Annotated in this window: 20 protein-coding genes and 4 tRNA genes; 10 read left to right on the plus strand and 14 right to left on the minus strand. The window is 66.2% G+C overall.

The window, feature by feature from the left end; genetic code table 11:
- Nucleotides 1–25: 25 nt before the first annotated feature.
- On the minus strand, nucleotides 26–1,579 hold the full coding sequence (locus tag BLA15945_RS02880) for a sugar ABC transporter ATP-binding protein (RefSeq protein WP_174991435.1): 1,554 nt from the start codon (nucleotides 1,577–1,579) through the stop codon (nucleotides 26–28).
- Nucleotides 1,566–2,813: an ROK family protein gene (locus tag BLA15945_RS02885; protein WP_059236793.1), complete on the minus strand. Its 1,248-nt coding sequence runs from the start codon at nucleotides 2,811–2,813 to the stop codon at nucleotides 1,566–1,568. The genes BLA15945_RS02880 and BLA15945_RS02885 overlap by 14 nt, the downstream gene beginning before the upstream one ends.
- 495 nt (nucleotides 2,814–3,308) lie before the next feature.
- Between BLA15945_RS02885 and BLA15945_RS02890 the strand changes: the two genes are divergently transcribed.
- A complete protein-coding gene (locus BLA15945_RS02890) occupies nucleotides 3,309–3,698 on the plus strand; it encodes an OsmC family protein (protein WP_320205685.1) in 390 nt (129 codons plus the stop codon).
- A 40-nt stretch (nucleotides 3,699–3,738) separates the two neighbouring features.
- Here BLA15945_RS02890 and BLA15945_RS02895 read toward each other — a convergent pair.
- The 4 genes from BLA15945_RS02895 to BLA15945_RS02910 all read right to left on the minus strand — a co-directional run bounded on the left by BLA15945_RS02895 (nucleotide 3,739) and on the right by BLA15945_RS02910 (nucleotide 5,529).
- Nucleotides 3,739–3,825: transfer RNA gene (locus tag BLA15945_RS02895), tRNA-Leu, on the minus strand.
- A gap of 243 nt (nucleotides 3,826–4,068) precedes the next feature.
- Nucleotides 4,069–4,155: transfer RNA gene (locus BLA15945_RS02900), tRNA-Leu, on the minus strand.
- Nucleotides 4,156–4,265: 110 nt separating this feature from the next.
- Nucleotides 4,266–5,255, minus strand: a complete 990-nt coding sequence (locus BLA15945_RS02905) for an aliphatic sulfonate ABC transporter substrate-binding protein (protein WP_174991436.1) — start codon at nucleotides 5,253–5,255, stop codon at nucleotides 4,266–4,268.
- Nucleotides 5,256–5,442: 187 nt separating this feature from the next.
- Nucleotides 5,443–5,529 (minus strand) — tRNA-Leu (locus BLA15945_RS02910).
- Nucleotides 5,530–5,779: 250 nt separating this feature from the next.
- On the opposite strand from BLA15945_RS02910, the gene rnr reads away from it, so the two are divergent.
- The 6 genes from rnr (at nucleotide 5,780) to BLA15945_RS02940 (ending at nucleotide 13,011) form a co-directional block, all read left to right on the plus strand.
- The gene (gene rnr, locus BLA15945_RS02915; RefSeq protein ID WP_174991437.1) at nucleotides 5,780–8,278 is read left to right on the plus strand and encodes a ribonuclease R; all 2,499 of its coding nucleotides are present in this window, start codon (nucleotides 5,780–5,782) and stop codon (nucleotides 8,276–8,278) included.
- A 148-nt stretch (nucleotides 8,279–8,426) separates the two neighbouring features.
- Complete coding sequence (rlmB, locus tag BLA15945_RS02920) at nucleotides 8,427–9,170, plus strand: 23S rRNA (guanosine(2251)-2'-O)-methyltransferase RlmB (RefSeq protein WP_174991438.1); 744 nt, start codon at nucleotides 8,427–8,429, stop codon at nucleotides 9,168–9,170.
- A 96-nt stretch (nucleotides 9,171–9,266) separates the two neighbouring features.
- Nucleotides 9,267–10,139 carry an N-acetylmuramoyl-L-alanine amidase gene (locus tag BLA15945_RS02925; protein ID WP_059234597.1) on the plus strand — a complete coding sequence of 291 codons (873 nt, stop codon included), beginning with the start codon at nucleotides 9,267–9,269 and terminating at the stop codon, nucleotides 10,137–10,139.
- A gap of 91 nt (nucleotides 10,140–10,230) precedes the next feature.
- The gene (gene rpiA / locus BLA15945_RS02930) at nucleotides 10,231–10,926 is read left to right on the plus strand and encodes a ribose-5-phosphate isomerase RpiA (RefSeq protein ID WP_059234595.1); all 696 of its coding nucleotides are present in this window, start codon (nucleotides 10,231–10,233) and stop codon (nucleotides 10,924–10,926) included.
- A 280-nt stretch (nucleotides 10,927–11,206) separates the two neighbouring features.
- Nucleotides 11,207–11,923 carry a FadR/GntR family transcriptional regulator gene (locus BLA15945_RS02935; RefSeq protein ID WP_059234593.1) on the plus strand — a complete coding sequence of 239 codons (717 nt, stop codon included), beginning with the start codon at nucleotides 11,207–11,209 and terminating at the stop codon, nucleotides 11,921–11,923.
- Nucleotides 11,924–12,024: 101 nt separating this feature from the next.
- Nucleotides 12,025–13,011 carry a Gfo/Idh/MocA family protein gene (locus tag BLA15945_RS02940; protein ID WP_059234592.1) on the plus strand — a complete coding sequence of 329 codons (987 nt, stop codon included), beginning with the start codon at nucleotides 12,025–12,027 and terminating at the stop codon, nucleotides 13,009–13,011.
- A 52-nt stretch (nucleotides 13,012–13,063) separates the two neighbouring features.
- On the opposite strand, the gene BLA15945_RS02945 is transcribed toward BLA15945_RS02940, so the two are convergent.
- From BLA15945_RS02945 to BLA15945_RS02975, 7 genes are all read right to left on the minus strand, one after another.
- Nucleotides 13,064–13,756: an amino acid ABC transporter permease gene (locus BLA15945_RS02945; RefSeq protein WP_006484207.1), complete on the minus strand. Its 693-nt coding sequence runs from the start codon at nucleotides 13,754–13,756 to the stop codon at nucleotides 13,064–13,066.
- 122 nt (nucleotides 13,757–13,878) lie between these two features.
- Nucleotides 13,879–14,673: a cystine ABC transporter substrate-binding protein gene (locus BLA15945_RS02950; protein WP_059234590.1), complete on the minus strand. Its 795-nt coding sequence runs from the start codon at nucleotides 14,671–14,673 to the stop codon at nucleotides 13,879–13,881.
- 100 nt (nucleotides 14,674–14,773) lie between these two features.
- Nucleotides 14,774–15,811 carry a quinone-dependent dihydroorotate dehydrogenase gene (locus BLA15945_RS02955; RefSeq protein ID WP_059234588.1) on the minus strand — a complete coding sequence of 346 codons (1,038 nt, stop codon included), beginning with the start codon at nucleotides 15,809–15,811 and terminating at the stop codon, nucleotides 14,774–14,776.
- Nucleotides 15,812–15,909: 98 nt separating this feature from the next.
- Nucleotides 15,910–16,740 (minus strand): arginyltransferase, encoded by an 831-nt coding sequence (locus tag BLA15945_RS02960; RefSeq protein ID WP_059234587.1) that lies wholly within the window; start codon nucleotides 16,738–16,740, stop codon nucleotides 15,910–15,912.
- Between the two features lie 33 nt (nucleotides 16,741–16,773).
- The gene (aat, locus tag BLA15945_RS02965) at nucleotides 16,774–17,538 is read right to left on the minus strand and encodes a leucyl/phenylalanyl-tRNA--protein transferase (protein ID WP_059234585.1); all 765 of its coding nucleotides are present in this window, start codon (nucleotides 17,536–17,538) and stop codon (nucleotides 16,774–16,776) included.
- Between the two features lie 11 nt (nucleotides 17,539–17,549).
- Nucleotides 17,550–18,095: an NUDIX hydrolase gene (locus BLA15945_RS02970; protein WP_011351855.1), complete on the minus strand. Its 546-nt coding sequence runs from the start codon at nucleotides 18,093–18,095 to the stop codon at nucleotides 17,550–17,552.
- A gap of 185 nt (nucleotides 18,096–18,280) precedes the next feature.
- Nucleotides 18,281–18,357, minus strand: a tRNA-Met gene (locus tag BLA15945_RS02975).
- A gap of 197 nt (nucleotides 18,358–18,554) precedes the next feature.
- On the opposite strand from BLA15945_RS02975, the gene BLA15945_RS02980 reads away from it, so the two are divergent.
- From BLA15945_RS02980 to BLA15945_RS02990, 3 genes are read left to right on the plus strand one after another with little or no spacing between them, the layout of a single operon-like run.
- Nucleotides 18,555–19,052, plus strand: a complete 498-nt coding sequence (locus BLA15945_RS02980; RefSeq protein ID WP_059234583.1) for a heme-degrading domain-containing protein — start codon at nucleotides 18,555–18,557, stop codon at nucleotides 19,050–19,052.
- A gap of 9 nt (nucleotides 19,053–19,061) precedes the next feature.
- Nucleotides 19,062–19,394 (plus strand): DMT family transporter, encoded by a 333-nt coding sequence (locus tag BLA15945_RS02985; RefSeq protein WP_404823581.1) that lies wholly within the window; start codon nucleotides 19,062–19,064, stop codon nucleotides 19,392–19,394.
- Nucleotides 19,395–19,425: 31 nt separating this feature from the next.
- Nucleotides 19,426–20,580, plus strand: a complete 1,155-nt coding sequence (locus tag BLA15945_RS02990; protein ID WP_174991439.1) for an enoyl-CoA hydratase/isomerase family protein — start codon at nucleotides 19,426–19,428, stop codon at nucleotides 20,578–20,580.
- Nucleotides 20,581–20,700: 120 nt separating this feature from the next.
- Here the strand turns inward: BLA15945_RS02990 and BLA15945_RS02995 are convergent, their stop codons facing one another.
- The gene (locus BLA15945_RS02995) at nucleotides 20,701–21,129 is read right to left on the minus strand and encodes a hypothetical protein (RefSeq protein WP_006484223.1); all 429 of its coding nucleotides are present in this window, start codon (nucleotides 21,127–21,129) and stop codon (nucleotides 20,701–20,703) included.
- Between the last annotated feature and the right edge of the window lie 297 nt (nucleotides 21,130–21,426).

A 21,426-nucleotide genomic window follows, 5' to 3' on the forward strand; every position in this document is an offset into this window, starting at 1 on the left:
GTAAGAGTGAAATGAAGGGGCGGGCTCAGTGCGCGTCCGCGAGTTCGGCCTGCGAGCCGGTGGCGAGCGCGATGATCGCTTCCTGCGTGATGGGCGTGTGCGTGTGGCCGCCGAGTTCGCCTGCGATCTCGCCTTCGCGCATCACGAGCACGCGATCCGCGACGCCGATGATTTCCGGAAGCTCGCTCGAGATCACGATCACACCCACGCCGGCACGGGCCAGTTCGTTGATGATCCGGTAGATCTCGGATTTCGCGCCGATGTCGACGCCGCGCGTCGGTTCGTCGAGGATCAGCACGCGCGGCTTCGTCTCGAGCAGCCGCGACAGCAGCACTTTCTGCTGGTTGCCGCCGGACAGCGCGCCGACGTTGACGTTCGCGTGGGGGACGCGGATCGACAACGACGCGATCGCGTCGCGCGCACGTTCGGCGCCGCGTGCGAGGTCGAGTGCGCCGAGCCGGGCGTCACGGTTGCATACCGAGATGTTGATGTTGTCGCGCACGCTCATGTCGAGGAACAGGCCCTGGCGCTTGCGGTCCTCGGTCAGGTAGACGAGCCCCGCGTCGATCGCGTCGCGCGGCGAGTGTGCGCCGAACGTGCGGTCGCCCAGCTTCACGTCGCCGCGCACGCGCGGTTCGGCGCCGAAGATCAGCCGCGCGAGTTCCGTGCGGCCCGCGCCGACGAGCCCCGCGACGCCGAGTACTTCGCCGGTGTGCAGGTCGAGGCTGCAGCCGCGCACGCGTGCGCCGTCGGCGATGTCGCGGACCGACAGCAGCAGGTGGCCGGGGTCGTACTGCGCGTGCTCCTTCTTGTAGAAGCCGGAAATGTCGCGGCCGACCATCATCGCGACGAGCCGATCGGCCGACAGCGAGGCGCGTTCGAGCGTACCGACGTACGCGCCGTCGCGCAGTACCGACACGCGGTCGGACAGTTCGTAGATCTCCGCCATCCGGTGACTGATGTAGATGATCGCGAGGCCTTCCTCGCGCAACTGGCGGATCAGGCTGAACAGGTGTTCCGTCTCGCGCGACGACAGCGGAGTGGTCGGTTCGTCCATCACAAGGATGCGGGCGCGGGTGTGCACGGCGCGCGCGATTTCGACGAGCTGCTGTTCGGCGATCGACAGCGTATCGACGAGCGTGTCGGGCCCGAACGGCGCACCCAGGCGCGCGAGCACGTCCTGGCAGCCGCGCGCCATCGCCGCGCGGTCGATCGTGCCCCAGCGCCGGTTGCCGCGCCGCAGTTCGCGGCCGATGTAGATGTTTTCCGCGACGGTCAGGTTCGGCGACAGGCACAGCTCCTGGTAGATCACCGCGACGCCGGCATCGCGCGCGGCGAGCGGGCTGTCGATGTCGATGCGTTCGCCGTCGATCAGGATCTCGCCGCCGGCATCGGCGCGATACGCGCCCGACAGGATCTTCATCAACGTCGATTTGCCCGCGCCGTTCTCGCCCATCAGCGAATGGATCTCGCCGGGATAGACGGTCAGGCTGACGTTGTCGAGCGCGCGTACGGCCGGGAACGTCTTGCTGATCCCGCGCATCTCGAGCAAAGGACGGGGCGACTCAGATCGCGACATGGTTGACCTCCTGCGAGTCGGTGCGGGCGCCCTTGAGGATGCCGGCCCGCGGGGAGAAGTTGAAGAACATCGGCAGCGTGGCCGCGCCGATCGCGCCGGCGTCGGCACCGAACGTACCGCGTACGAGCGTCGGCGTGCCGCGCGCTTCGGGCGCGGTGGCGACCAGCGCCGAGCGCAGGCGCGTCGTGACCGCGTCGAGCAGGCCCGCATCGGTGTCGGCGTCGAGCACGACCACCGGCGCATCGACCACGCACAGCACCGCGCGCAACGCGGGCGCAAGCGCGTCGACGCAATCGTCGATCCATTCGTCGACGGCCGGCAGGCCGCGGGCGATGCATGCTTCGAGATCGGCGCGGTTGTCGACCGTCTCGCCGTGATGGCGCAGATGGCGCACGAGTGCATGCAGCGACGCGCGCGCGAGCAGGATGTCCCACGGGCCGCGCGGCGGCGGTGCGGAGGCGAGCCGGCTCGGCGGTACCGGAATCACGGCGATGTCGCCCGCATTGCCGGTCACGCCGCGCAGGCAGTCGCCATCGATCGCGATGCCGCCGCCGATCGCCGGCCCGATGAACAGGTAGACGAAATCGTCGCACTGCCGGCCGTATCCGTAGAACAGTTCGGCGATCGCGGCCGCGTTGCCGTCGTTTTCGCCGAAGACCGGCAGCGACAGCGTGCGGCCGAGGTCGGCCGCGAAATCGACGTCTTCCCATGTACGGAACGTGTCGGGCGCGAGGCCCAGCTCGCGCATCCACGCGCCGAGGTTGTAGGGCTGCGCGACGCCGATGCCGGTCAGGCGCGCGCGTTCATGGTCGGGGAGCAGGGCCTGCATCGCGCCGATGTCGTGACGCACGATTTCGAGCACGTCGGCGGGGGGCGGCAGCAGCGTGTCGTGCGAGCGTCGGCCGAGCACGTCGCCTGCAAAGTTGACGAGCGCGGTCTCGATGCGCATCCGGTCGAGATGGACGCCGATGCCGAACGCGCCGCGCGGGTCGAGGCGGATCAACGAGGCGGGCTGGCCGCGCTGGCCTTCGGTGCGGCCAGCGAATTCGATCAGCTTCGCGTCGGCGAGCGATTCGATGATGCTGCCGACCGCCGTGCCCGTCATGTTCGCGAGACGGGCGAGGTCGGCCTTCGACGCGCTGCCCACGCGGCGCAGCGTCTTCAGCAGCAGGCGCTCGTTGTAACGGCGCACGTTGGCCGAATTGCTTCCCTGGCCGAAGTGCGGGCTTCTCATGGCGTCTCCTTCCATGTCGCACCGCTTGGCGGCGCATTAAATAAATCACGTTGATTTATTTAACCGCGTGAGCGCCGGCATGTCAGCCTAGGGAAATCCCGGTTTTGTCTTGTGACGGGGAGGGTACGTGCCGGCATGGGGAACCGGGGATCGATCGCGAGTGCCTGGAAATCGGGAAATGTGGCATTCGTCTGATGAGCCGGGATGGACCAGCACGCCACGATTTCCCGCGGGATTGCACGTATCGCCGTAACCCGCACGAGGCGAAGCCCGGCGGTGCGGGATCGTACGGTTCGGAATCGCTCTTGAACATCCGGCATGGTGCGATCGGGATCGCGCCGTGTCTTCTTCCGCGAGAAACCCATGCAACGCACGACACGACCTTCAGTGTCGTTGCCTGATCGCTTGCCGGCAGCGAGCCGCTGCTGCTTTACACGACGACGGTCGTCGTCACCGGTGGCGAATCGGCGCACGGCCGATCGTCCGGGCGCGCGCGTGGCATCGAGCGAACGCGAACTGTCGTTGCGTTTGCCGATGGAATTGGGTGGTGCGCGCGGCGGCACGAACCCGGAGCAGGTGTTTGCCGCCGGGTTTGCGGCATGTTTTCACGGTGCGCTGACGCTGGTCGCGATGAAGCACAGGATTCGCCTGCCGACGGATCTGGCGATCTCGGCGAGCGCAACGATTCAGCGCGATCCGTCGGATGGCCTGTTCGAGATCGAACTGGATGTCGAGGTCGGCATGCCGGGCGTCGATCTTGATGATCGCGCGTGCGCTGGTCGCGGAAACCGAAGCGGTATGTCCGTACGCGAAGATGGCGAGAGGCGGCATCCGGCACGCGGTGCGCGTGATCGGGGCGAGGTGCGATTCTGGCGCCGGAAATGAAAAAAGGCCGGCTAAAAGCCGGCCTTTTTTCTCAATCGAGTGGTGCCCAGGAGAGGACTCGAACCTCCACGATGTTGCCACCGCTAGGACCTGAACCTAGTGCGTCTACCAATTCCGCCACCTGGGCACGTTTTGCAGTGAGCTGCTTGCTGCAAAGAAGGGAAATTATAGCGCGTCTATCGAGGCTGTCAACACTATTTGAGGTCGCGAACGAAAATAATTGGTCGGGCGTGTTCGGGCGGGGCGGGCAGTGCGTGCAAGCGCGTGGCGGCGAACGTAAGTCATCGATGTCGGTGCGCGCATGCACATCGATTCCGGTGCCGGAAATGAAAAAAGGCCGGCTAGAAGCCGACCTTTTTTCTCAATCGAGTGGTGCCCAGGAGAGGACTCGAACCTCCACGATGTTGCCACCGCTAGGACCTGAACCTAGTGCGTCTACCAATTCCGCCACCTGGGCACGTTTCGCTTGCTGCAGTGCGAAGACCGCTATTCTAGCGTGTCGGCGGAGTCTGTCAACACAATTTCATCCGAAGCGATAAAAATATGGCGCCCGTGCGTGGCGGGCCTTCATGCGTGGACCGGCTCCGCACGTTTCGCCGTGAAATTCCAGCGCTGCGCCTGGCCGGTATCGACGCGGGCGGGCAGCAGTCCGGCCGCGAGGAACGTGTCGGCGATCTTCTGCTGTTCGCCGAAGTTTTGCGCGGCCACGGCGCGGACGAGGTAGCTGCGTCGCGCGTTCGCGCGTGCGATCGTCGCAGCGTCGAGCCCCCAGATCGGCGCGAGCGTTTCCGCGGCCTCCTGCGGATGGTCGCGCAGCCACGTGCCGGCCTGCGACAACTGGTCGAACAGGATCTGGACGACGTCGGGCCGCGCAGCAGCGAAACTGCTCGATGCAAGGTAGTAGCGCTGGTACGACGCGAGTCCGTCGCCGTCGGCCAGAATCCGAACGTCGGGATTCCTGTCGACCGATGCGACATAAGGATCCCAGGTGATCCATGCGTCCACGCTGCCGCGCTCGAATGCGGCGCGGCCGTCTGCGGGTGTCAGGTAGTGGATCGCGGCATCGGCGGGCGCGAGTTTCGCGCGTGCGAGTGCGGCAAGCAGCAGGTAATGGCTGCCGGCCGCCTTCGTGACCGCGATGCGCTTGCCCTTGAGGTCGGCGAGAGTGCGCAGCGTGCTGTCCTGCTTGACGACGATCGCCTGTGCCTTCGGCGAAGGTGCTTCCTGCGCGACGTACACGAAGCGCGCATGTGCGGCTTGCGCAAAGACTGGAACCGTATCGGCCACGTCGGCGCTGAAGTCGACGGCGCCGACGTTGAGTGCTTCGGTCAGCGGCAATCCGCTCGCGAATTCATGCCATGACACACGCAGGCCGAGCGGTGTCAGCGCCTGTTCGAGCGTGCCGCGTGTCTTCAGCAGCGTGATGAGCGTCGACGACTTCTGATAGCCGATGCGCAGGGCGGCAGGCGCATTTTCGGCGCGCACCCGGACGCCTGCGGCGGTGAGGCCTGCGGCCAGCATCGCGCGCGCGAACGCGCGGCGGTTCATCGACGTCATGAAGCGTGCTCCTCGTTGGATACGTTGCAAGCAAGGCGGCTAACGTAACAACGGGAAGGGCGATTGATAACCGATTAATTCTGCTATCGATCGGAACGGCGGACATAAGGCCGATGACGGCCGCATCGCGATGCGGGCGCGGAAATGAAAAAAGGCCGGCTAGAAGCCGACCTTTTCAAAATACAGATGGTGCCCAGGAGAGGACTCGAACCTCCACGATGTTGCCACCGCTAGGACCTGAACCTAGTGCGTCTACCAATTCCGCCACCTGGGCACGTTTTGCAGTGAGCTGCTTGCTGCAAAGAAGCGAAATTATAGCGCCCCAATTATTCGTGTCAACACTTTTTTGCGATGCATCGTAAACCGGCTGCCATCGCGCCTGCCGGCGGCATTCCCGTCATTTGGCGACACAGGCGGGTGATAGAATGGGCCGCCGCCGTCAATATAGAACTGTCTGACGGACACCTCTATGTTGATGCCGTGCACCATCAATCAACGCAACGAGAACAACCATCGACAAACCCTTGAGCAAATATCCGTACCCCATTCCGAGCCGTGAAGAAATTCTCGGCGTGCTGCGTACGAGCGACGCGCCGCTGGCCGCCAACGACATCGCCGAAGCACTGTCGATCAAGCGTCAGGAGCGCGAGGGGTTCTTCCGGCGTGTCGCCGCGATGGAACGCGACGGCCAGATCCGCCTCGACAAGCGCGGCCATTACCAGTTGACTCATCCGTCGAACTTCGTCGCCGGGCGCGTGCAGGGGCATCGCGACGGCTACGGGTTCGTGATCCGCGACGACGGTCAGGACGACCTGTTTTTGCCGAACGGCGAAATGCAGAAGGTGATGCACAACGATCGCGTGCTCGCGCGGATCGTCGGCTACGATCGCCGCGGTCGTCCGGAAGGGCATGTCGTCGAAGTCACCGAGCGCGCGAACAAGCGCGTGATCGGCCGTCTGCTCAACGAGAACGGCGCGCTGATCGTCGCGCCGGAAGACAAGCGCATCGGCCACGACATCCTGATCACGCAGAACGTGAAGAAGGCGAAGGTCGGTCAAGTCGTCGTCGTCGAGCTGACCGATTTCCCGAGCCGTCATTCGCAGCCGCTCGGCCGTGTCGTGGAAGTGCTCGGCGACATCGACGATCCGGGCATGGAAATCGAGATCGCGGTGCGCAAGTACGGCGTGCCGCACGAATTCAGCCAGCCGGCGCTCGACGAAGCCGCTGCGCTGCCCGACAAGGTGCGGCCGACCGACCTGCGTTTCCGCGTCGACCTGCGCGACGTGCCGCTCGTGACGATCGACGGCGAGGACGCCCGCGACTTCGACGACGCCGTTTACTGCGAGCCGGTCAAGGTCGGCCGCGGCGACGGCTTCCGGCTGATCGTCGCGATCGCCGATGTGTCGCACTACGTACAGCCGGGCACCGGGCTCGATGCCGATGCGCTCGAGCGCAGCACGTCGGTGTATTTCCCGCGCCGCGTGATCCCGATGCTGCCGGAAAAACTGTCGAACGGCCTGTGCTCGCTGAATCCGCACGTCGACCGCTGCGTGCTCGCGTGCGACATGGTGATCACCGCGCGCGGCGAGATCAAGGCGTACCAGTTCTATCCGGCCGTGATCCATTCGGCGGCGCGCCTGACGTACACCGAAGTCGCCGCCGTGCTGTCGAACACGAAGGGGCCGGAGGCCGCGCGTCGCGCCGATCTGCTGCCGCACCTGCAGGACCTGTACGGCGTCTACAAGTCGCTGTTCGCTGCACGCCAGAAGCGCGGTGCGATCGATTTCGACACGACCGAGACCTACATCGTCTGCAACTCGCAGGGCAAGATCGAACAGATCGTGCCGCGCCAGCGCAACGATGCGCACAAGCTGATCGAGGAATGCATGCTGGCCGCGAACGTCTGCGCGGCCGATTTCCTGAAGCGCAACAAGCATCCGGGCCTGTACCGCGTGCACGCGGGGCCGACGCCGGAGAAGCTCGAGAACCTGCGCGCCTTCCTGCGCGGGATGGGCCTGTCGCTCGGCGGCGGCGACAAGCCGCATGCGAGCGACTACGCGGCGCTGATGGCGCAGATCCGCGACCGGCCCGATGCGCAAATGCTGCAGCCGATGCTGCTGCGTTCGATGCAGCAGGCCGTCTACAGCCCGGACAATATCGGCCACTTCGGTCTCGCCTACGAGGCGTACGCGCACTTCACGAGCCCGATTCGCCGCTATCCCGACCTGCTCACGCACCGTGCGATCTACGCGATCCTGTCCGGCAAGAAGTACGTGCCGAAGGCGCCGGAAGGCTTCGAGTTGAACACGGCGCTGTCGCCGCGCGCGCGCGCAATGCAGCAGGCCGACGACGAATCGCGCGGCCGCTCGCGTTCGAACACGGCGATCTGGGAAGAGCTCGGCCTGCACTGCTCGGCGAACGAGCGTCGTGCGGACGAAGCGTCGCGTGACGTCGAAGCGTGGCTCAAGTGCTACTTCATGCGCGACAAGCTCGGCGAGGAGTACGGCGGGATGGTGAACGGCGTGACGTCGTTCGGCATCTTCGTGCAGCTCGACACGCTGTTCATCGAAGGGCTCGTGCATGTGACGGAACTCGGCTCGGACTACTTCCAGTACGACGAGATCAAGAACGAGCTGCGCGGCGAACGAACGGGGATCCGCTATCGCCTGTCGGATCGCGTGCGCGTGCAGGTGAGCCGCGTCGATCTCGATGCGCGCAAGATCGATTTCCGTCTCGTGCGCGATACGCCGGTGAAGGCGCCGCGTCCGTCGCCTGCGCCGGCTGCCGCCGGCGCCGAGCGTAACGGCAGCGGTAACGGCAACGGTCCGCGCGTGCGCGCGCTGCCGCAGGCGGAGGAGTCCGCTCCGCGTCGCAAGAAGGCCGCGAGCGCGCCGAGCGTCGCGGTGAAGGACGCGCGCGCCGCGCGTTCCGCCGCGAAGAAGAAGGGCGGCGGCGGCGGCGGCGGTGGCGGTGCGCCGGCGAAGCCGACTGCGAAGAAGACGCACGCCCGCAAGAAGTATTGAGCGTTCGGGGCGGCGCACGCGCATGCCCTGCAGTATCGAGAGACGCCGCGTCACCGGTCATCGGCCGGCCACGCGGCGCTTTCCTTTTCCATGGATCGCGGCTGCGCACGTCGTGCGGCCGCACGTTTGATCGAAGGTTGTTCCAGTCATGTCACGTCTGAAGGTTCTTTACGGTTTTCATGCGGTGACCGCACGTTTGCGGCACGATGCATCGACGGTTGCGGAGGTGCTGTACGACCAGACGCGCCGCGACCGCCGCATGCAGGACTTCCTGCACACCGCGAAGGAAGCGGGCGTGCGGCTGATCGCGGCCGACGAAACGCGCCTGTGGGGCCTGGCGCACACCGAGCGCCATCAGGGCGTCGTCGCACGCGTCGAGGACGTGCCGCTCGCGCAGAACCTGTCGGAACTGCTCGACGGCATCCAGGGTCCCGCGCTGCTGCTCGTGCTCGACGGCGTCACCGATCCCCACAACCTCGGCGCATGCCTGCGTGTCGCCGATTCGGCCGGCGCGCATGCAGTGATCGCGCCGCGCGACCGTGCGGTCGGCCTGAACGCGACCGCGGCCAAGGTCGCGAGCGGCGCAGCCGATACGGTGCCGTACATCACGGTGACGAACCTCGCCCGCGCGCTGCGCGAGCTGAAGGAAGCCGGTGTGTGGGTCATCGGCACGTCGGACGAGGCGTCGGCGACGCTCTACGAAACGAAGCTCGACGGCCCCGTCGCGCTCGTGATGGGTGCGGAAGGCGAAGGCATGCGCCGGCTGACGCGCGATACCTGCGACGAAGTGATGAGCATCCCGATGGCCGGCAGCGTGGAGAGCCTGAACGTGTCGGTCGCCAGCGGCGTGTGCCTGTACGAAGCCGTGCGCCAGCGGCGCGTGAAGGGCTGACGCAACCTGTCCCGCGCGACACGCGCGGGCCTCGATGATCCGAACGACGCGTGCGGCGATGCGATGCCGCACGCGGCTCCCCGGAGCCCGCGACCGATGACCTTGTTTCGAATTGGCGCGTCGTGCGCCGTGCTGTGCCTGCTGGCGGCCTGTACGTCGCCGTCGCTCGTCGAACGCGGCACCTACTACGCTGACACCGGCCTGCACGCGCGCGGTGCCGATTCGCGGATCCGCTTTCTCGTGATGCATTACACCGAAAGCGACGAGGCGAAATCGCTGCGCACGCTGACGGGCGATTCGGTCAGCGTGCATTACGTCATCCCGCCGCAGCCGCGCACCGAGCGCGGCATGCCCGTTGTCTACCAGCTCGTTCCGGAAGCGCAACGCGCATGGCACGCGGGCGTCAGCGCGTGGCAGGGCGCGACCGAGCTGAACGCGGTGTCGATCGGCATCGAGAACGTGAACCGCGGCCCGCTCGATCCGCAGAATCGCACGTGGCAGCCCTACCCACCCGGGCAGGTCGACGCATTGACCCGCCTGTCGAAGGACATCGTCGCGCGCTACCGGATTCCGCCGACGCGAGTGGTCGGGCACAGCGACATCGCGCCGCAACGCAAGATCGATCCGGGGCCGCTGTTTCCGTGGCATGCGCTCGCGCAGGCCGGTGTCGGTGCGTGGCCGGACGATGCGACCGTGGCTGCGCGGCTCGGTGGTCGCGATCCGCACGCGCCCGTCGACGTGCGGGAGCTACAGCTCAAGCTCGCGCGCTACGGCTACGACGTGCCGACCGACGGCGTGCTCGACGCACGCACACGCCACGTGTTCGCGGCGTTCCAGATGCATTTCCGGCCGTCCGACTATGCGGGCAATCCGGACGCGGAAAGCGACGCGATCGCGCAGGCGCTGCTCGACAAGTACTTTCCCGGCACGCAACCGATGGACAGCGCACCGGCGGCCGGCGCGCCCTGAGCGCGCGGCACGTCGCACGCCGAAAAACGCGGGCCGTCCGCCGACTCCGGTAAACTGGCGGTTTCCCGCAATCCCGCAGCATCATCACTCCATGACTCAAGACGAACTCAAACGCCTCGTCGGCCAGGCCGCCGCCGATTACGTGATCCAGAACGTGCCGGAAGGCGCCGTGATCGGTGTCGGCACCGGCTCGACCGCCAACTGCTTCATCGACGCGCTCGCCGTCGTCAAGACGCGCTATCGCGGCGCCGTGTCGAGCTCGGTGGCCACCACCGAACGTCTGAAATCGCACGGCATCAAGGTGTTCGACCTGAACGAGGTCGACTCGCTGCAGGTGTACGTCGACGGCGCCGACGAGATCGACGCGAGCGGCGCGATGATCAAGGGCGGCGGTGGCGCGCTGACGCGCGAGAAGATCGTCGCGTCGGTGGCCGACACGTTCGTCTGCATCGCCGATGCCAGCAAGCGCGTGCCGGTGCTCGGCGCGTTCCCGCTGCCGATCGAAGTCGTGCCGATGGCGCGCACGGCGATCGGCCGGCGCGTGACCGCGCTCGGCGGCGTGCCCGTGCTGCGCGTGACCCAGGACGGCGCACCGTACATCACCGACAACGGCAACGAGATCATCGACGTGAAGGGGCTGCAGATCGCCGATCCGCGCGGCTTCGAAGCGCAGGTGAACGCATGGCCGGGCGTCGTGACGGTCGGCCTGTTCGCCGAACGTGGTGCGAATCTGTGCTTGCTCGGCACGGAAAACGGCGTTGAAACGATCGTCTATCCGGCTGGCTGAATCTGAATGAGAAGCAGTCCGTAATGGCGTGAAATCGCTTGTAATGGACTGAATGTTTAAATCTTGTGGAAATCGGGGCCCGGCAGGCGCAGCGCGCTTCCCGGGCCTTTTTTTTAGCCGTATAAATCACCCCGTCAAAAAGAGGGATAACCCTGTCAGGTGTTTACCAGATAGCGAAATATCGTCGAACTCATCAACTTATAGATCATAAGAACAGTAGTAACCAGGGCCGGCGGAACTGCGGAGCAGGTGTTCGCAAATCGACGCACGGGGAGGTGTCATGGAGCAGGGCAAAGACCGGTCACTGGTCGCCAAAGTGATGGATGGGCTTGTCTCGGGTATCGTCGAAGACAAGTACGGCGGCATCTTGCCGCCACAGGACGTGCTGTCGAAAGAGTTCGATGTGAGTCGTACGGTGATGCGGGAAGCATTGTCGATGTTGCTTGCGCGCGACATGCTCGACGTGCGTCCGAAGGTCGGCACGCGTGTGCGGCCGATGCGTGACTGGCGCATGATCGACGAAGATGTCGTGAGCTGGCGATTTCGGGCAAAACCCGACCCGCAGTTCATGCGCGACGTCATCGAATTCCGGATGCTGATCGAACCGCGTGCAACCGCGCAGGCGGCGGTGCGTGCGACGGCGACCGACATCGCGGGCATTCGCGAAGCGTTCGATGCGTTCAAGGTGCTGCAGCCGGGCGACCCCGGCTACGACACCGCGGACGAGTTGCTGCATACCCGGATCGTCCAGGCGAGCGGCAACCAGTTCTTCCAGCAGATGGCGGCGATCGTGCGCGGTGCAGTGCGCCTCGTGAATCCGCGCGTCGTGCAGAAGGAAGGCGCGCACGACATCGCGGTGAAGGCGCATGCGCGTGTCGTCGACGCGATCGAGCGGCGCGACCCGCGTGAAGCCGAAGCGGCATCGCTCGCGCTGATCGATTTCAGCGCCGACGAGATTTCGCGCGATTTCTCGGTCGACGTGCCGATGCGAGCCTGACGCGGCACGTGTCGCTCATCCGTGTGCCGCCAGGCCGTTTATCATGACGGCCGGCCGGCAGCGTGCCGGCCATCGCCATACGACCGACACGGAAGATCAGGATGAACGACAACGACCATCGCCCGGTGCGCTTCGGCATCGTCGGCGCAGGCAGCATTGCGCGCCGCTTCGCGCAAAGCCTCGCGCACGTGCCGGGCGCCACGCTCGCCGGTGCATGGGCCCGCCGCGCCGACGCCGCGGCCGCCTTTTGCGGGACTTGCGGCGGCACGCCTGCCGCGAGCCTCGAAGCGCTCCTCGCGAGCGATATCGATGCGGTATACATCGCGACGCTCCATGACAGTCACGCACAGTACACGCTGGCCGCACTGGCCGCCGGCAAGGCCGTGCTGTGCGAAAAGCCGGCGACGCTGAACGCGGCGCAACTCGACACCGTGCTGCAGGCGGCGCGCGATGCCGGGCTGCTCTTCATGGAAGCGATGAAGCCGCCGTTCTTCCCGCTGTACCGTCAGTTGCGTGCGCATCTGCATGACGATCCGATCGGCGAGATCCGGCTCGTACGGGCGGGGTGCGCGTCGTCGTCGGTACCGGAGGATCATGCCGTCTATCGTCTCGATCGCGCGGGCGGCGCGCTGCTCGACATCGGGATCTACGAGACGTTTCTTGCCGTCGACTGGCTCGGCGCGGCGCTCGACGTGCAGACGCTCGGCCGTGTCGGTACGACGGGTGTCGACCTGTTCGCGAGCCTGAACAGCGTGCATGCGAACGGCGGGATCGCGCAGCTCTTTTGCGGGCTCGACGTAATGGGGCGCGGCGACGCGCTGATCGCCGCGGCCGGCGGCCACGTGACGATTCACGAGAAGTGGTGGAACCCCGCGCGTGCGACGATCCGCTACGCGGACGGACGCACCGTCGAACTCGACGCACCGGTCGACGGCGGCGGGCTGAACTACGAAACCGCGCATTTCTGCGACCTGCTGCGCGCGGGCAAGACCGAAAGCCCGATCATGACGCACGACCATTCGCGCCAGATGATCGCGATGACCGATGCGGCGCGAGCCGTGCTCGGCGTGCGCTATTCGGGCGAGTAAGCGGGAAGGAGGAAGCCGGGCGCGCGAGCGCGGCCCGGCGGCACCACGCGGCTCAGTGACGCGACGGCAGCGACAGGCGCTTTTCGTACCAGCGCTGCACCCACTCGAGGATCTGGCACAGGATCCAGTACACGGCCGCGGCGGCGAGATAGAGCGGCAGCGGCTGATAGGTCGCCGCGATCACTTCCTGCGCGCTGCGCAGCAGTTCGGTCACGGTGATCACGGACACGAGCGACGTGTCCTTGATCAGGCTGATCAGGCTGTTCGACAGGCTCGGCACGGCGATGCGCAGCGCCTGCGGGCCGATCACGTAACGCAGCGTCTGCCCCCACGACAGCCCGAGGCTGTAGGCGGCGAGCCATTGGCCGCGCGCGATCCCGTTGATCGCGCCGCGCATGCTTTCCGACATGTAAGCCGCGACGTTCGCGGACAGCGCGATGACGCCGGCCGGCGTCGGGTCGAGCGAGATGCCGAGGCTCGGCAGCCCGTAATAGATGACGAAGATCTGCACGAGCAGCGGCGTGCCGCGCATCAGGCTCACGTATGCGCGCGCGAGCCACGCAAGCGCGTTGACCCAGATGCGCTCGAAGCCGTCGAGGGCTTCGCTCTGCCGGATGCCCATCATCGCGAGCACGACGGCGCCAAGCAGGCCGAACACCATCGACAGCACGGCAAACTTGACGGTCAGCACGGCACCCTGAGCGAGTACCGGCAGCGATTGAACGAGCAGGGACGTTGTCGACATGGAATACGAATCGAATGCGTGCGCGAAAGCGCAATCATAAACCGGACCAATAAAACAAAGGGCGGCATCGTTGAGGATGCCGCCCTTTCCGGCCCGCCGTCAGGCGGGAAATGCAGGCGTGCTTACTTGATCGGTTTCGTCACGTCGATGCCGAACCACTTGTCCGAGATCTTCGTGAACGTGCCGTCGGCTTCGAGTTGCGCCATCGCGTCGTCGATCGCCTTCTGGAACTTCGGGTTGCCCTTCTTGAACGGGATGCCCGACGGGTTTGCCGAGCCGACGTTCGCGCCCGGGCGCAGCGGCAGTTGAGAGTTCTTCGTCAGGTACGCGAGCATCAGGCGGTCGTTGAGCGCTGCGTCGAGGCGGCCGGCCGCGAGATCGCGCAGGTACTCGGGCGCACCCGGGTACGTCTTCACGTCGATGCCGGGCACCGACTTCGCCATGTCCATGTAGTTCGTGCCGAGCGCGACGCCGAGCTTCTTGCCCTTCAGGTCGTCCAGCGACTTGAACTCACGCGTGTCGTCCTTGCGCTGGATCAACTGCGCGGACGAGTACGTGTATGCCGGCGAGAAGTCGAGCGTTTCCTTGCGCTTGTCGGTGATGCCGACCTGGTTGGCGATCACGTCGAACTTGCCGGCCTGCAGGCCCGCGATGATGCCGCTCCATTCGGTCGTCACGAATTCCGCCTTCACGCCGAGCTTTGCCGCGACAGCCTTCGCGATGTCGACGTCGAAGCCGACGAGTTCGCCTTGCGGGTTCTTCGAGTTGAACGGGGGGAACGTGCCTTCGAGGCCGATGCGCAGCGTGCCGCGCTGTTTGACCTGGTCGAGGAGGTCGGCCGCATGCGCGGTCGCGGCGGCGAACGACGTGCCGATCAGGCCGGCGACCAGCAGCTTCTTCAGCAGCGAAAATTTCATCGTGTGTGTCCTTGCCCTGTCCGGGTCAATGATTCTGGTAGTAAGGTCGATGATAGCAAAAACGCTATCGACCATTAAATACAGTTTGTTTATGTCTATATTACGCGGTGCGTTCGCGGGCGATCGCCTTCACGCATTCCGACACGAGCGCCGGGCCGCGGTAGATGAAGCCGGTGTAAAGCTGGACGAGCGCCGCGCCGGCCGCGAGCTTCGCGCGGGCGTCTTCGCCCGAGAAAATCCCGCCGACGCCGATGATCGGCACGTCGTTGCCGACTTCGGCGTGCAGCTTGCGGATCACTTCATTCGACGCGTCGAACACGGGGCGGCCCGACAGGCCGCCGGCTTCGTCCGCATGCGGCAGGCCCTGGACGGCCGCGCGCGACAGCGTCGTGTTGGTGGCGATGACCGCTTCGATCTTGTGGCGCAGCAGCGTGTCGCCGATTTCCTTGACCTGTTCGTCGTCGAGATCGGGCGCGATCTTCAGCGCGAGCGGCACGAGCTTGCCGTGCAGGTCGGCGAGGCGCTGCTGCTTGTCCTTCAGCGCGGCGAGCAGGGCGTCGAGTTCGCCGGCGCCCTGCAACTGGCGCAGGTTCTTCGTGTTCGGCGACGAAATGTTGATCGTCACGTAGCTCGCGAACGGGTACACGCGCTCGAGGCAGTACAGGTAGTCCTCGGCGGCGCGCTCGATCGGCGTGTCGGCGTTCTTGCCGATGTTCAGGCCGAGGATGCCGCGATAGCGGGCCGCCTGGACGTTCTTCACGAACTGGTCGACGCCGTGGTTGTTGAAGCCCATCCGGTTGATCAGCGCTTCGGCCTGCGGCAGGCGGAACATCCGCGGGCGCGGGTTGCCGGGCTGTGCGCGCGGCGTGACCGTGCCGACCTCGATGAAGCCGAAACCGAGCGCCGCCAGGCCGTCGATGGCCGCGCCGTCCTTGTCGAGGCCGGCCGCGAGGCCGACCGGGTTGCGGAACGTGAGCCCCATCACGGTGCGCGGCGCGTCCGGCACGCGGGCCGACAGCGCGCAGGCGAGGCCCGTGCGGCCGGCCGCGCCGAGCGCGCGCAGCGTAAGGTGGTGAGCGTCTTCCGCATCCATTTTGAACAGGGATGCGCGGGCCAGCGGATAGAGGGAACTGAACACGGGAATTGGGCGGACGGCCGGAATGAATGACAACCCGCTATTTTACCGGGAGTTGGGCGGCAGGGGCGTGCTTCGCTTCGTAGCCGCCGCGGCGTGCATCAACCGGAGCCGGAATGCCCGCCGGGCAGCGGCGCGCGGGCCAGCGCCGCGTCGACGGGCGGCAGGTCGATGCGGTCCGGATCGAGCGTCTTCCAGCGGCCGTCGATCAGCCCCTCGAGCGGATGGAAGTTCGCCTTGTAGGCCATCTTCGGGCTCTCGCGGATCCAGTAGCCGAGGTACACGTACGGCAGGCCGAGGCTTCTCGCCTGTTCGATCTGCCACAGGATGTTGTAGGTGCCGTAACTCGTGTGCTGGTCGTCGGGCTCGAAGAACGTGTAGACCGACGACAGCCCGTCGCCGAGGATGTCGATCATGCTGACCATGCGCAGCTTGCCGGGCTCGCCGCCCGGCGCGTCGAGGTCGCGGAATTCGACGAGACGCGAGTTGATCCGGCTCTGCAGCAGGAACTGCTCGTACTGGTCGCGGCTGTCGCGATCCATGCCGCCGCCCGCGTGGCGCGCGGACTGGTAGCGCATGTAGAGCGCATAGTGCTCTTCGTCGTAGTGCAGCGGCGAAACCGTCGCAATCAGCGCGCGGTGCCGTTTCCACATCCTGCGCTGGGTGCGTGACGGCACGAACTCGCCGACGGGCACGCGCACCGGCACGCATGCGCGGCAGCCGTCGCAGTACGGACGGTACGTGAAGACCCCCGAGCGGCGGAAGCCGGCCTTCACGAGTTCGGTGTAGATGTCGGAATTGATCAGGTGGCTCGGCGTCGCGACTTGCGAGCGCGCGATGCGGCCGTCCAGATAGCTGCACGGATAGGGCGCCGTTGCATAGAATTGCAGCGCCGAAAGCGGTGAAAGCGGCAGCTCAGTCGGGTGAGTCATGGGCAGCTCTCGATGCAGGGAAGGAGTGCCGCGCTAGCGCTCGGTCCCGGAGGGCGCCGCCGTTTCGGCGGGGCCCGTCAGCGCGGTGAGCACGCGCTTGTCGAACTGCCACGGAATCGGCGGTTCGGCTACCGCGCTGCGCACGTGAGCGACAAAGGCCTTGCGTGCGATCTCGCGGCCGCCGAGCGACGCTAGATGCGACGTATTCTGCTGGCAGTCTATCATCTCCAGCCCCTGCCCGCGAAGGTGCGCGATGAGCGTGGCCAGCGCGATTTTCGAGGCGTCGGTCGCGTCCGCATACATCGACTCGCCGAAAAACATCCGCCCGAACGACACGCCGTACAGGCCGCCGACGCGACGCCCGTCATGCCACGTCTCGATGCTGTGCGCGTTGCCGGAGCGGTAGAGCGACGTATAGGCGTCGATGATCTCGGCGGTGATCCATGTGCCGCGCTGCCCGCGCCGCGGCGCCTGCGCACAGGCGCGCATCACGCCGGCAAAGTCGTAATCGACGCGTACTTCCCATTCGGGCTGGCGCAGCACGCGCTTCAGCGTCTTGCGCAGCGAAGGCGACACCTTGAATTCGGCCGGCACGAGGATCATGCGCGGGTCGGGGCTCCACCACAGCACCGGCTGGCCGTCCGAGTACCACGGGAAAATGCCGCGCAGGTATGCGTCGATGAGGCGCGACGGCAGCAGGTCGGCGCTCGCGGCGAGCAGCCCGGGCGCGCCGGTCGCGGGACCGAGCGCGCGTTCGATGGACGGAAACGGATCGTCCGGGCCGAGCCAGGGGACCATGGGGCGGGGGCTCAGCCGTTGCGCAGCGAGCGGAAGATATCGCCGGTGTGCACGCCGTAGTCGCCCGCGGCGCGATCGGCGAAGAAGAATCGCAGGGTCTGGCTGACGGTCGGGAACGCAATCTCGTCCCACGGGATGTCGGCTTCGTCGAACAGCTTCACCTCGAGGCTTTCCTCGCCGGCTTCGAACGCTGGATCGGTGAGCCGTGCGAGGTAGAACAGGTGGACCTGGTGCACGTGCGGCACGTTGAGCAGCGTGAACAGGTTCTGCACTTCGACGCGCGCGCCGGCTTCCTCGAGCGTTTCGCGTGCGGCGGCTTCCGCCGTCGTCTCGCCCATTTCCATGAAACCTGCCGGCAGGGTCCAGAACCCGTAGCGCGGTTCGATCGCGCGGCGGCACAGCAGGATCTGGTCGCCCCAGACCGGGACCGTGCCGACCACGTTGCGCGGATTCTGATAGTGGATCGTGCCGCAGTGATCGCAGACGAAGCGCTCGCGGTTGTCGCCCGGAGGAATGCGCGCGATGACTTCGTGACCGCAGACGGAGCAGAATTTCATGTCGAGTGGAAGGGACGAGGTGATGCGAGTGTATCACCGGGGCGCGGCATTCTTGAACGCCAGCGCATGCAGGCGGCACGACGTGCGAAGCGGAGGTGCGCATGCGCGAAGAGGGCGCGGCGCTCGGGCGCGGAAAAACAAAAAGCCCGGCGCTGAGCCGGGCTTTTTGCGTAATTCTGGACGGTTGGTTGCGGGGGTAGGATTTGAACCTACGACCTTCGGGTTATGAGCCCGACGAGCTGCCAGACTGCTCCACCCCGCGTCCGTCGAAGAAATGAATTATATGGGTTATCCCGAATGCGTGCAAGCGCTTTCTGACAATTTCTTGTCGCTGCTTGTGGGGCCGGTACGGCGGGTACGTGCGCTAGAATCAAGCGGTTTGTTTCGTCTCCTATTCAGCGGGGCCATGCGCGATCGCGTCGGCCCCGTTGCGACTCTCATCACTGCATCGACGGATTCATGGACATCGCTCACGATCTGCAATCGATCGGCGCGCAGGAACAGGCGCTCGTGTTTCCCCATTTCGACCCGGCCCGCGCATGGGCGCTCGGCAACCGGATGCATGCGCTCGCGACGTCGCGCGGCCATGCGGTCGCGATCGACATCGTCACGTTCGGCCAGCCGCTGTTCTACGCGGCGCTCGCCGGCGCGACGCCCGACAATGCCGACTGGGTGCGCCGCAAGCGCAACGTCGTCGCGCATTTCCGCCGCAGCTCGTATGCGATCGGCCTGCGCATGCAGCAGGCCGGCGCTACGCTCGCCGACAAGCACGGGTTGCCGATCGCCGAATATGCGCCGCATGGCGGCTCGTTTCCGCTGACCGTCGCCGGCGCCGGCGTGATCGGCTCGATCACAGCGTCGGGGCTGCCGCAGCGCGCGGATCACGAATTCGTCGTCGAGGCGTTGTGTGCGGAACTCGGCCACGACTATGCCGTACTGTCTCTCGCCAGGAGCTGAGCGATGCAACTGCCCGGTTACGCATGGCTCGCGATCGCGATCGTCGCGGAAGTGGTCGGCACGTCCGCGCTGCGCGCGGCGGACGGCTTCACGCGCTTCTGGCCGTCGACGCTCGTCGTCGCCGGTTACGGCATCGCGTTCTACTGCCTGTCGCTCACGTTGCGCACGATGCCCGTCGGCATCATCTATGCAGTCTGGTCGGGCGCCGGCATCGTGCTGATCACGCTCGTCGCGATGCTGCTCTATCGTCAGGTGCCGGACCTGCCGGCGGTGATCGGCCTGGGGCTGATCATCTCGGGCGTCGTGGTGCTGAACCTGTTCTCGAAGATGCAGGCGCACTGAGCGTGCGACTGCCGTTTGCCGGATGACTCTCATGACCGATTCCACTTCCGCTGCCGTTTCCGCCGAATCCGCCCAGCCCGATGTGCGTGCGTATGTCGCGAACCGCATCGGCTTTCTCGAACTGAACCGGCCGAAGGCGCTGAACGCGCTGTCGGTCGGCATGATCCGGCTGATGCAGCAGGCGCTCGATGCGTGGCGCGACGATCCCGATGTCGTCGCGGTCGTCGTGCACAGCCCGCACCCGCGCGCGTTCTGCGCGGGCGGCGACGTGCGCTTCTTCCACGATGCATGGCAGCGCGGCGACCGCGACGCGGTCGACACGTTCTTCATCGAGGAATACACGCTGAACCATGCGATCTTTACCTATCCGAAGCCGTATATCGCGCTGATGCACGGCGTCGTGATGGGGGGCGGCATGGGCATTTCTCAGGCGGCCCGGCATACGGGCGGCCTGCGCGTCGTGACCGACTCGACGAAGATGGCGATGCCCGAAACGCGCATTGGCCTGTTCCCGGACGTGGGGATGAGCTGGTTTCTCGCGCGCACGCCCGGTGCGCTTGGCCGCTATCTCGCGGTGACCGGTGCGGCGCTCGGCGCAGCCGACGCCCTGTACGCGCAACTCGCCGACGTCTATCTGCCCGATGCCGCGCTGCCGGCGTTGTTCGACACGCTGCACAGCGCGCCGGTCGACAGCGGCGCGCAGGCCGTCGCCTGCGTCGCCGATGCAGCGGCCGCGCACAAGGTCGTGCCGACGCCCGACACGTCGGCGCTGGCCGATGCGCGCGCCGGGATCGATCGGCATTTTGCGCAGCCCGACCTCAACGCGATCCTCGCGTCGCTCGACGCGGAGCAGGATTGCGCGGCCGTCGACGGGTGGGTCGAGAAGGCGACGCACACGATGCGTGAGCAACTGTCGCCGTTGTCGATGGCCGTGTCGCTCGAAGTCGTCGAACGCGCGCGCGGCGCGACGATGGCCGATTGCCTGCGACGCGATCTCGATCTCACGCGCTCGACGTTCGCGCGCGGCGACGTGATCGAAGGCGTGCGCGCGCTGATCGTCGACAAGGATCACCAGCCCGTGTGGCGCTTCAAGTCGGCGGCCGATGTTCAGCGCGCAGACGTGGCGGCGATGTTCGACAGCCCGTGGACGCCCGATACGCATCCGCTGCGGAAGCTGAAGGACTGACGTCGTCCGGGCTGACCGGCACGCGAGACGGAAACGAAAAGGCCGCCTGCAGAAGCAGGCGGCCTTTTTTTGCGGAGGTCGACCGGTCCGCGGCCGAAGGGCTTGGTGCCCGTGCGAGCGTTATTCGTCGCCCGCGTCGTCGGACATGAACGCACGCATGAACACGAGCGCGCCGAAGCCCCATACCGCATTCGCGGCGAAGCCGGCCGCGAGCACGGGCATCATGTTGCCCGACGGCCAGATGCCGCGCAGCGGATCGATCGCGAACACGCGGGCGGCCGTCAGCACGATGCCGCCGAACACGAGCGCGCCGATCCACGAGGCCTCGCGCTCAGGCGATACGCGCAGCAGCCACGCCATCGGGATGGCACAGCACGCGCTGATCAGCGCATTCGCGACAAATTCAGGAATGCCGAGCGGCGCGAACGGCTGCGTCGAGAAGCCGGTTGCGGCGATCAGATCGGCCGTGTGAAGGAGGGCGAGCGTCGCCTCGCGGAAGAACAGGGCGGCCAGGAAGCCGGACAGGAATGGCAGGATGACTTTCTGCATCGATGAGTGCACCGCAGGCGCGCACGGCCGAGGCCGTACACGCGGAGTTATTCGGATAGGTGCGTCATTATAGGGCCCGGCCGCGGCGATATTCGCTCCAGCGTCGTGCTAATCAGGAAAGCGGAAAACCTAAGCTCAAAAAAATCGTTCCAAAGCCCTGCACCGATCCCTAGACTGATTTCCCAGAAACAGCCGTGCAATCGCGTCCTCGCCCGCTGCACGGCCTGACCGGCGAGCCATCCCGATTCGAACGCACACCATGCATGCGCCGCGCATCCGCGACGCGAGCAGGGCGAT

Source organism: Burkholderia arboris (assembly GCF_902499125.1).
Classification (GTDB): domain Bacteria; phylum Pseudomonadota; class Gammaproteobacteria; order Burkholderiales; family Burkholderiaceae; genus Burkholderia; species Burkholderia arboris.

What these genes read in the sequence shown, in the direction of transcription:
- BLA15945_RS02880 (WP_174991435.1), bottom strand. Translation starts at nt 1,579, where the DNA reads ATGTCGCGATCTGAGTCGCCCCGTCCTTTGCTCGAGATGCGCGGGATC.
- BLA15945_RS02885 (WP_059236793.1), bottom strand. Translation starts at nt 2,813, where the DNA reads ATGAGAAGCCCGCACTTCGGCCAGGGAAGCAATTCGGCCAACGTGCGC.
- BLA15945_RS02905 (WP_174991436.1), bottom strand. Translation starts at nt 5,255, where the DNA reads ATGACGTCGATGAACCGCCGCGCGTTCGCGCGCGCGATGCTGGCCGCA.
- rlmB (WP_174991438.1), top strand. Translation starts at nt 8,427, where the DNA reads ATGTCACGTCTGAAGGTTCTTTACGGTTTTCATGCGGTGACCGCACGT.
- BLA15945_RS02925 (WP_059234597.1), top strand. Translation starts at nt 9,267, where the DNA reads ATGACCTTGTTTCGAATTGGCGCGTCGTGCGCCGTGCTGTGCCTGCTG.
- rpiA (WP_059234595.1), top strand. Translation starts at nt 10,231, where the DNA reads ATGACTCAAGACGAACTCAAACGCCTCGTCGGCCAGGCCGCCGCCGAT.
- BLA15945_RS02935 (WP_059234593.1), top strand. Translation starts at nt 11,207, where the DNA reads ATGGAGCAGGGCAAAGACCGGTCACTGGTCGCCAAAGTGATGGATGGG.
- BLA15945_RS02940 (WP_059234592.1), top strand. Translation starts at nt 12,025, where the DNA reads ATGAACGACAACGACCATCGCCCGGTGCGCTTCGGCATCGTCGGCGCA.
- BLA15945_RS02945 (WP_006484207.1), bottom strand. Translation starts at nt 13,756, where the DNA reads ATGTCGACAACGTCCCTGCTCGTTCAATCGCTGCCGGTACTCGCTCAG.
- BLA15945_RS02950 (WP_059234590.1), bottom strand. Translation starts at nt 14,673, where the DNA reads ATGAAATTTTCGCTGCTGAAGAAGCTGCTGGTCGCCGGCCTGATCGGC.
- BLA15945_RS02960 (WP_059234587.1), bottom strand. Translation starts at nt 16,740, where the DNA reads ATGACTCACCCGACTGAGCTGCCGCTTTCACCGCTTTCGGCGCTGCAA.
- aat (WP_059234585.1), bottom strand. Translation starts at nt 17,538, where the DNA reads ATGGTCCCCTGGCTCGGCCCGGACGATCCGTTTCCGTCCATCGAACGC.
- BLA15945_RS02970 (WP_011351855.1), bottom strand. Translation starts at nt 18,095, where the DNA reads ATGAAATTCTGCTCCGTCTGCGGTCACGAAGTCATCGCGCGCATTCCT.
- BLA15945_RS02980 (WP_059234583.1), top strand. Translation starts at nt 18,555, where the DNA reads ATGGACATCGCTCACGATCTGCAATCGATCGGCGCGCAGGAACAGGCG.
- BLA15945_RS02990 (WP_174991439.1), top strand. Translation starts at nt 19,426, where the DNA reads ATGACCGATTCCACTTCCGCTGCCGTTTCCGCCGAATCCGCCCAGCCC.
- BLA15945_RS02995 (WP_006484223.1), bottom strand. Translation starts at nt 21,129, where the DNA reads ATGCAGAAAGTCATCCTGCCATTCCTGTCCGGCTTCCTGGCCGCCCTG.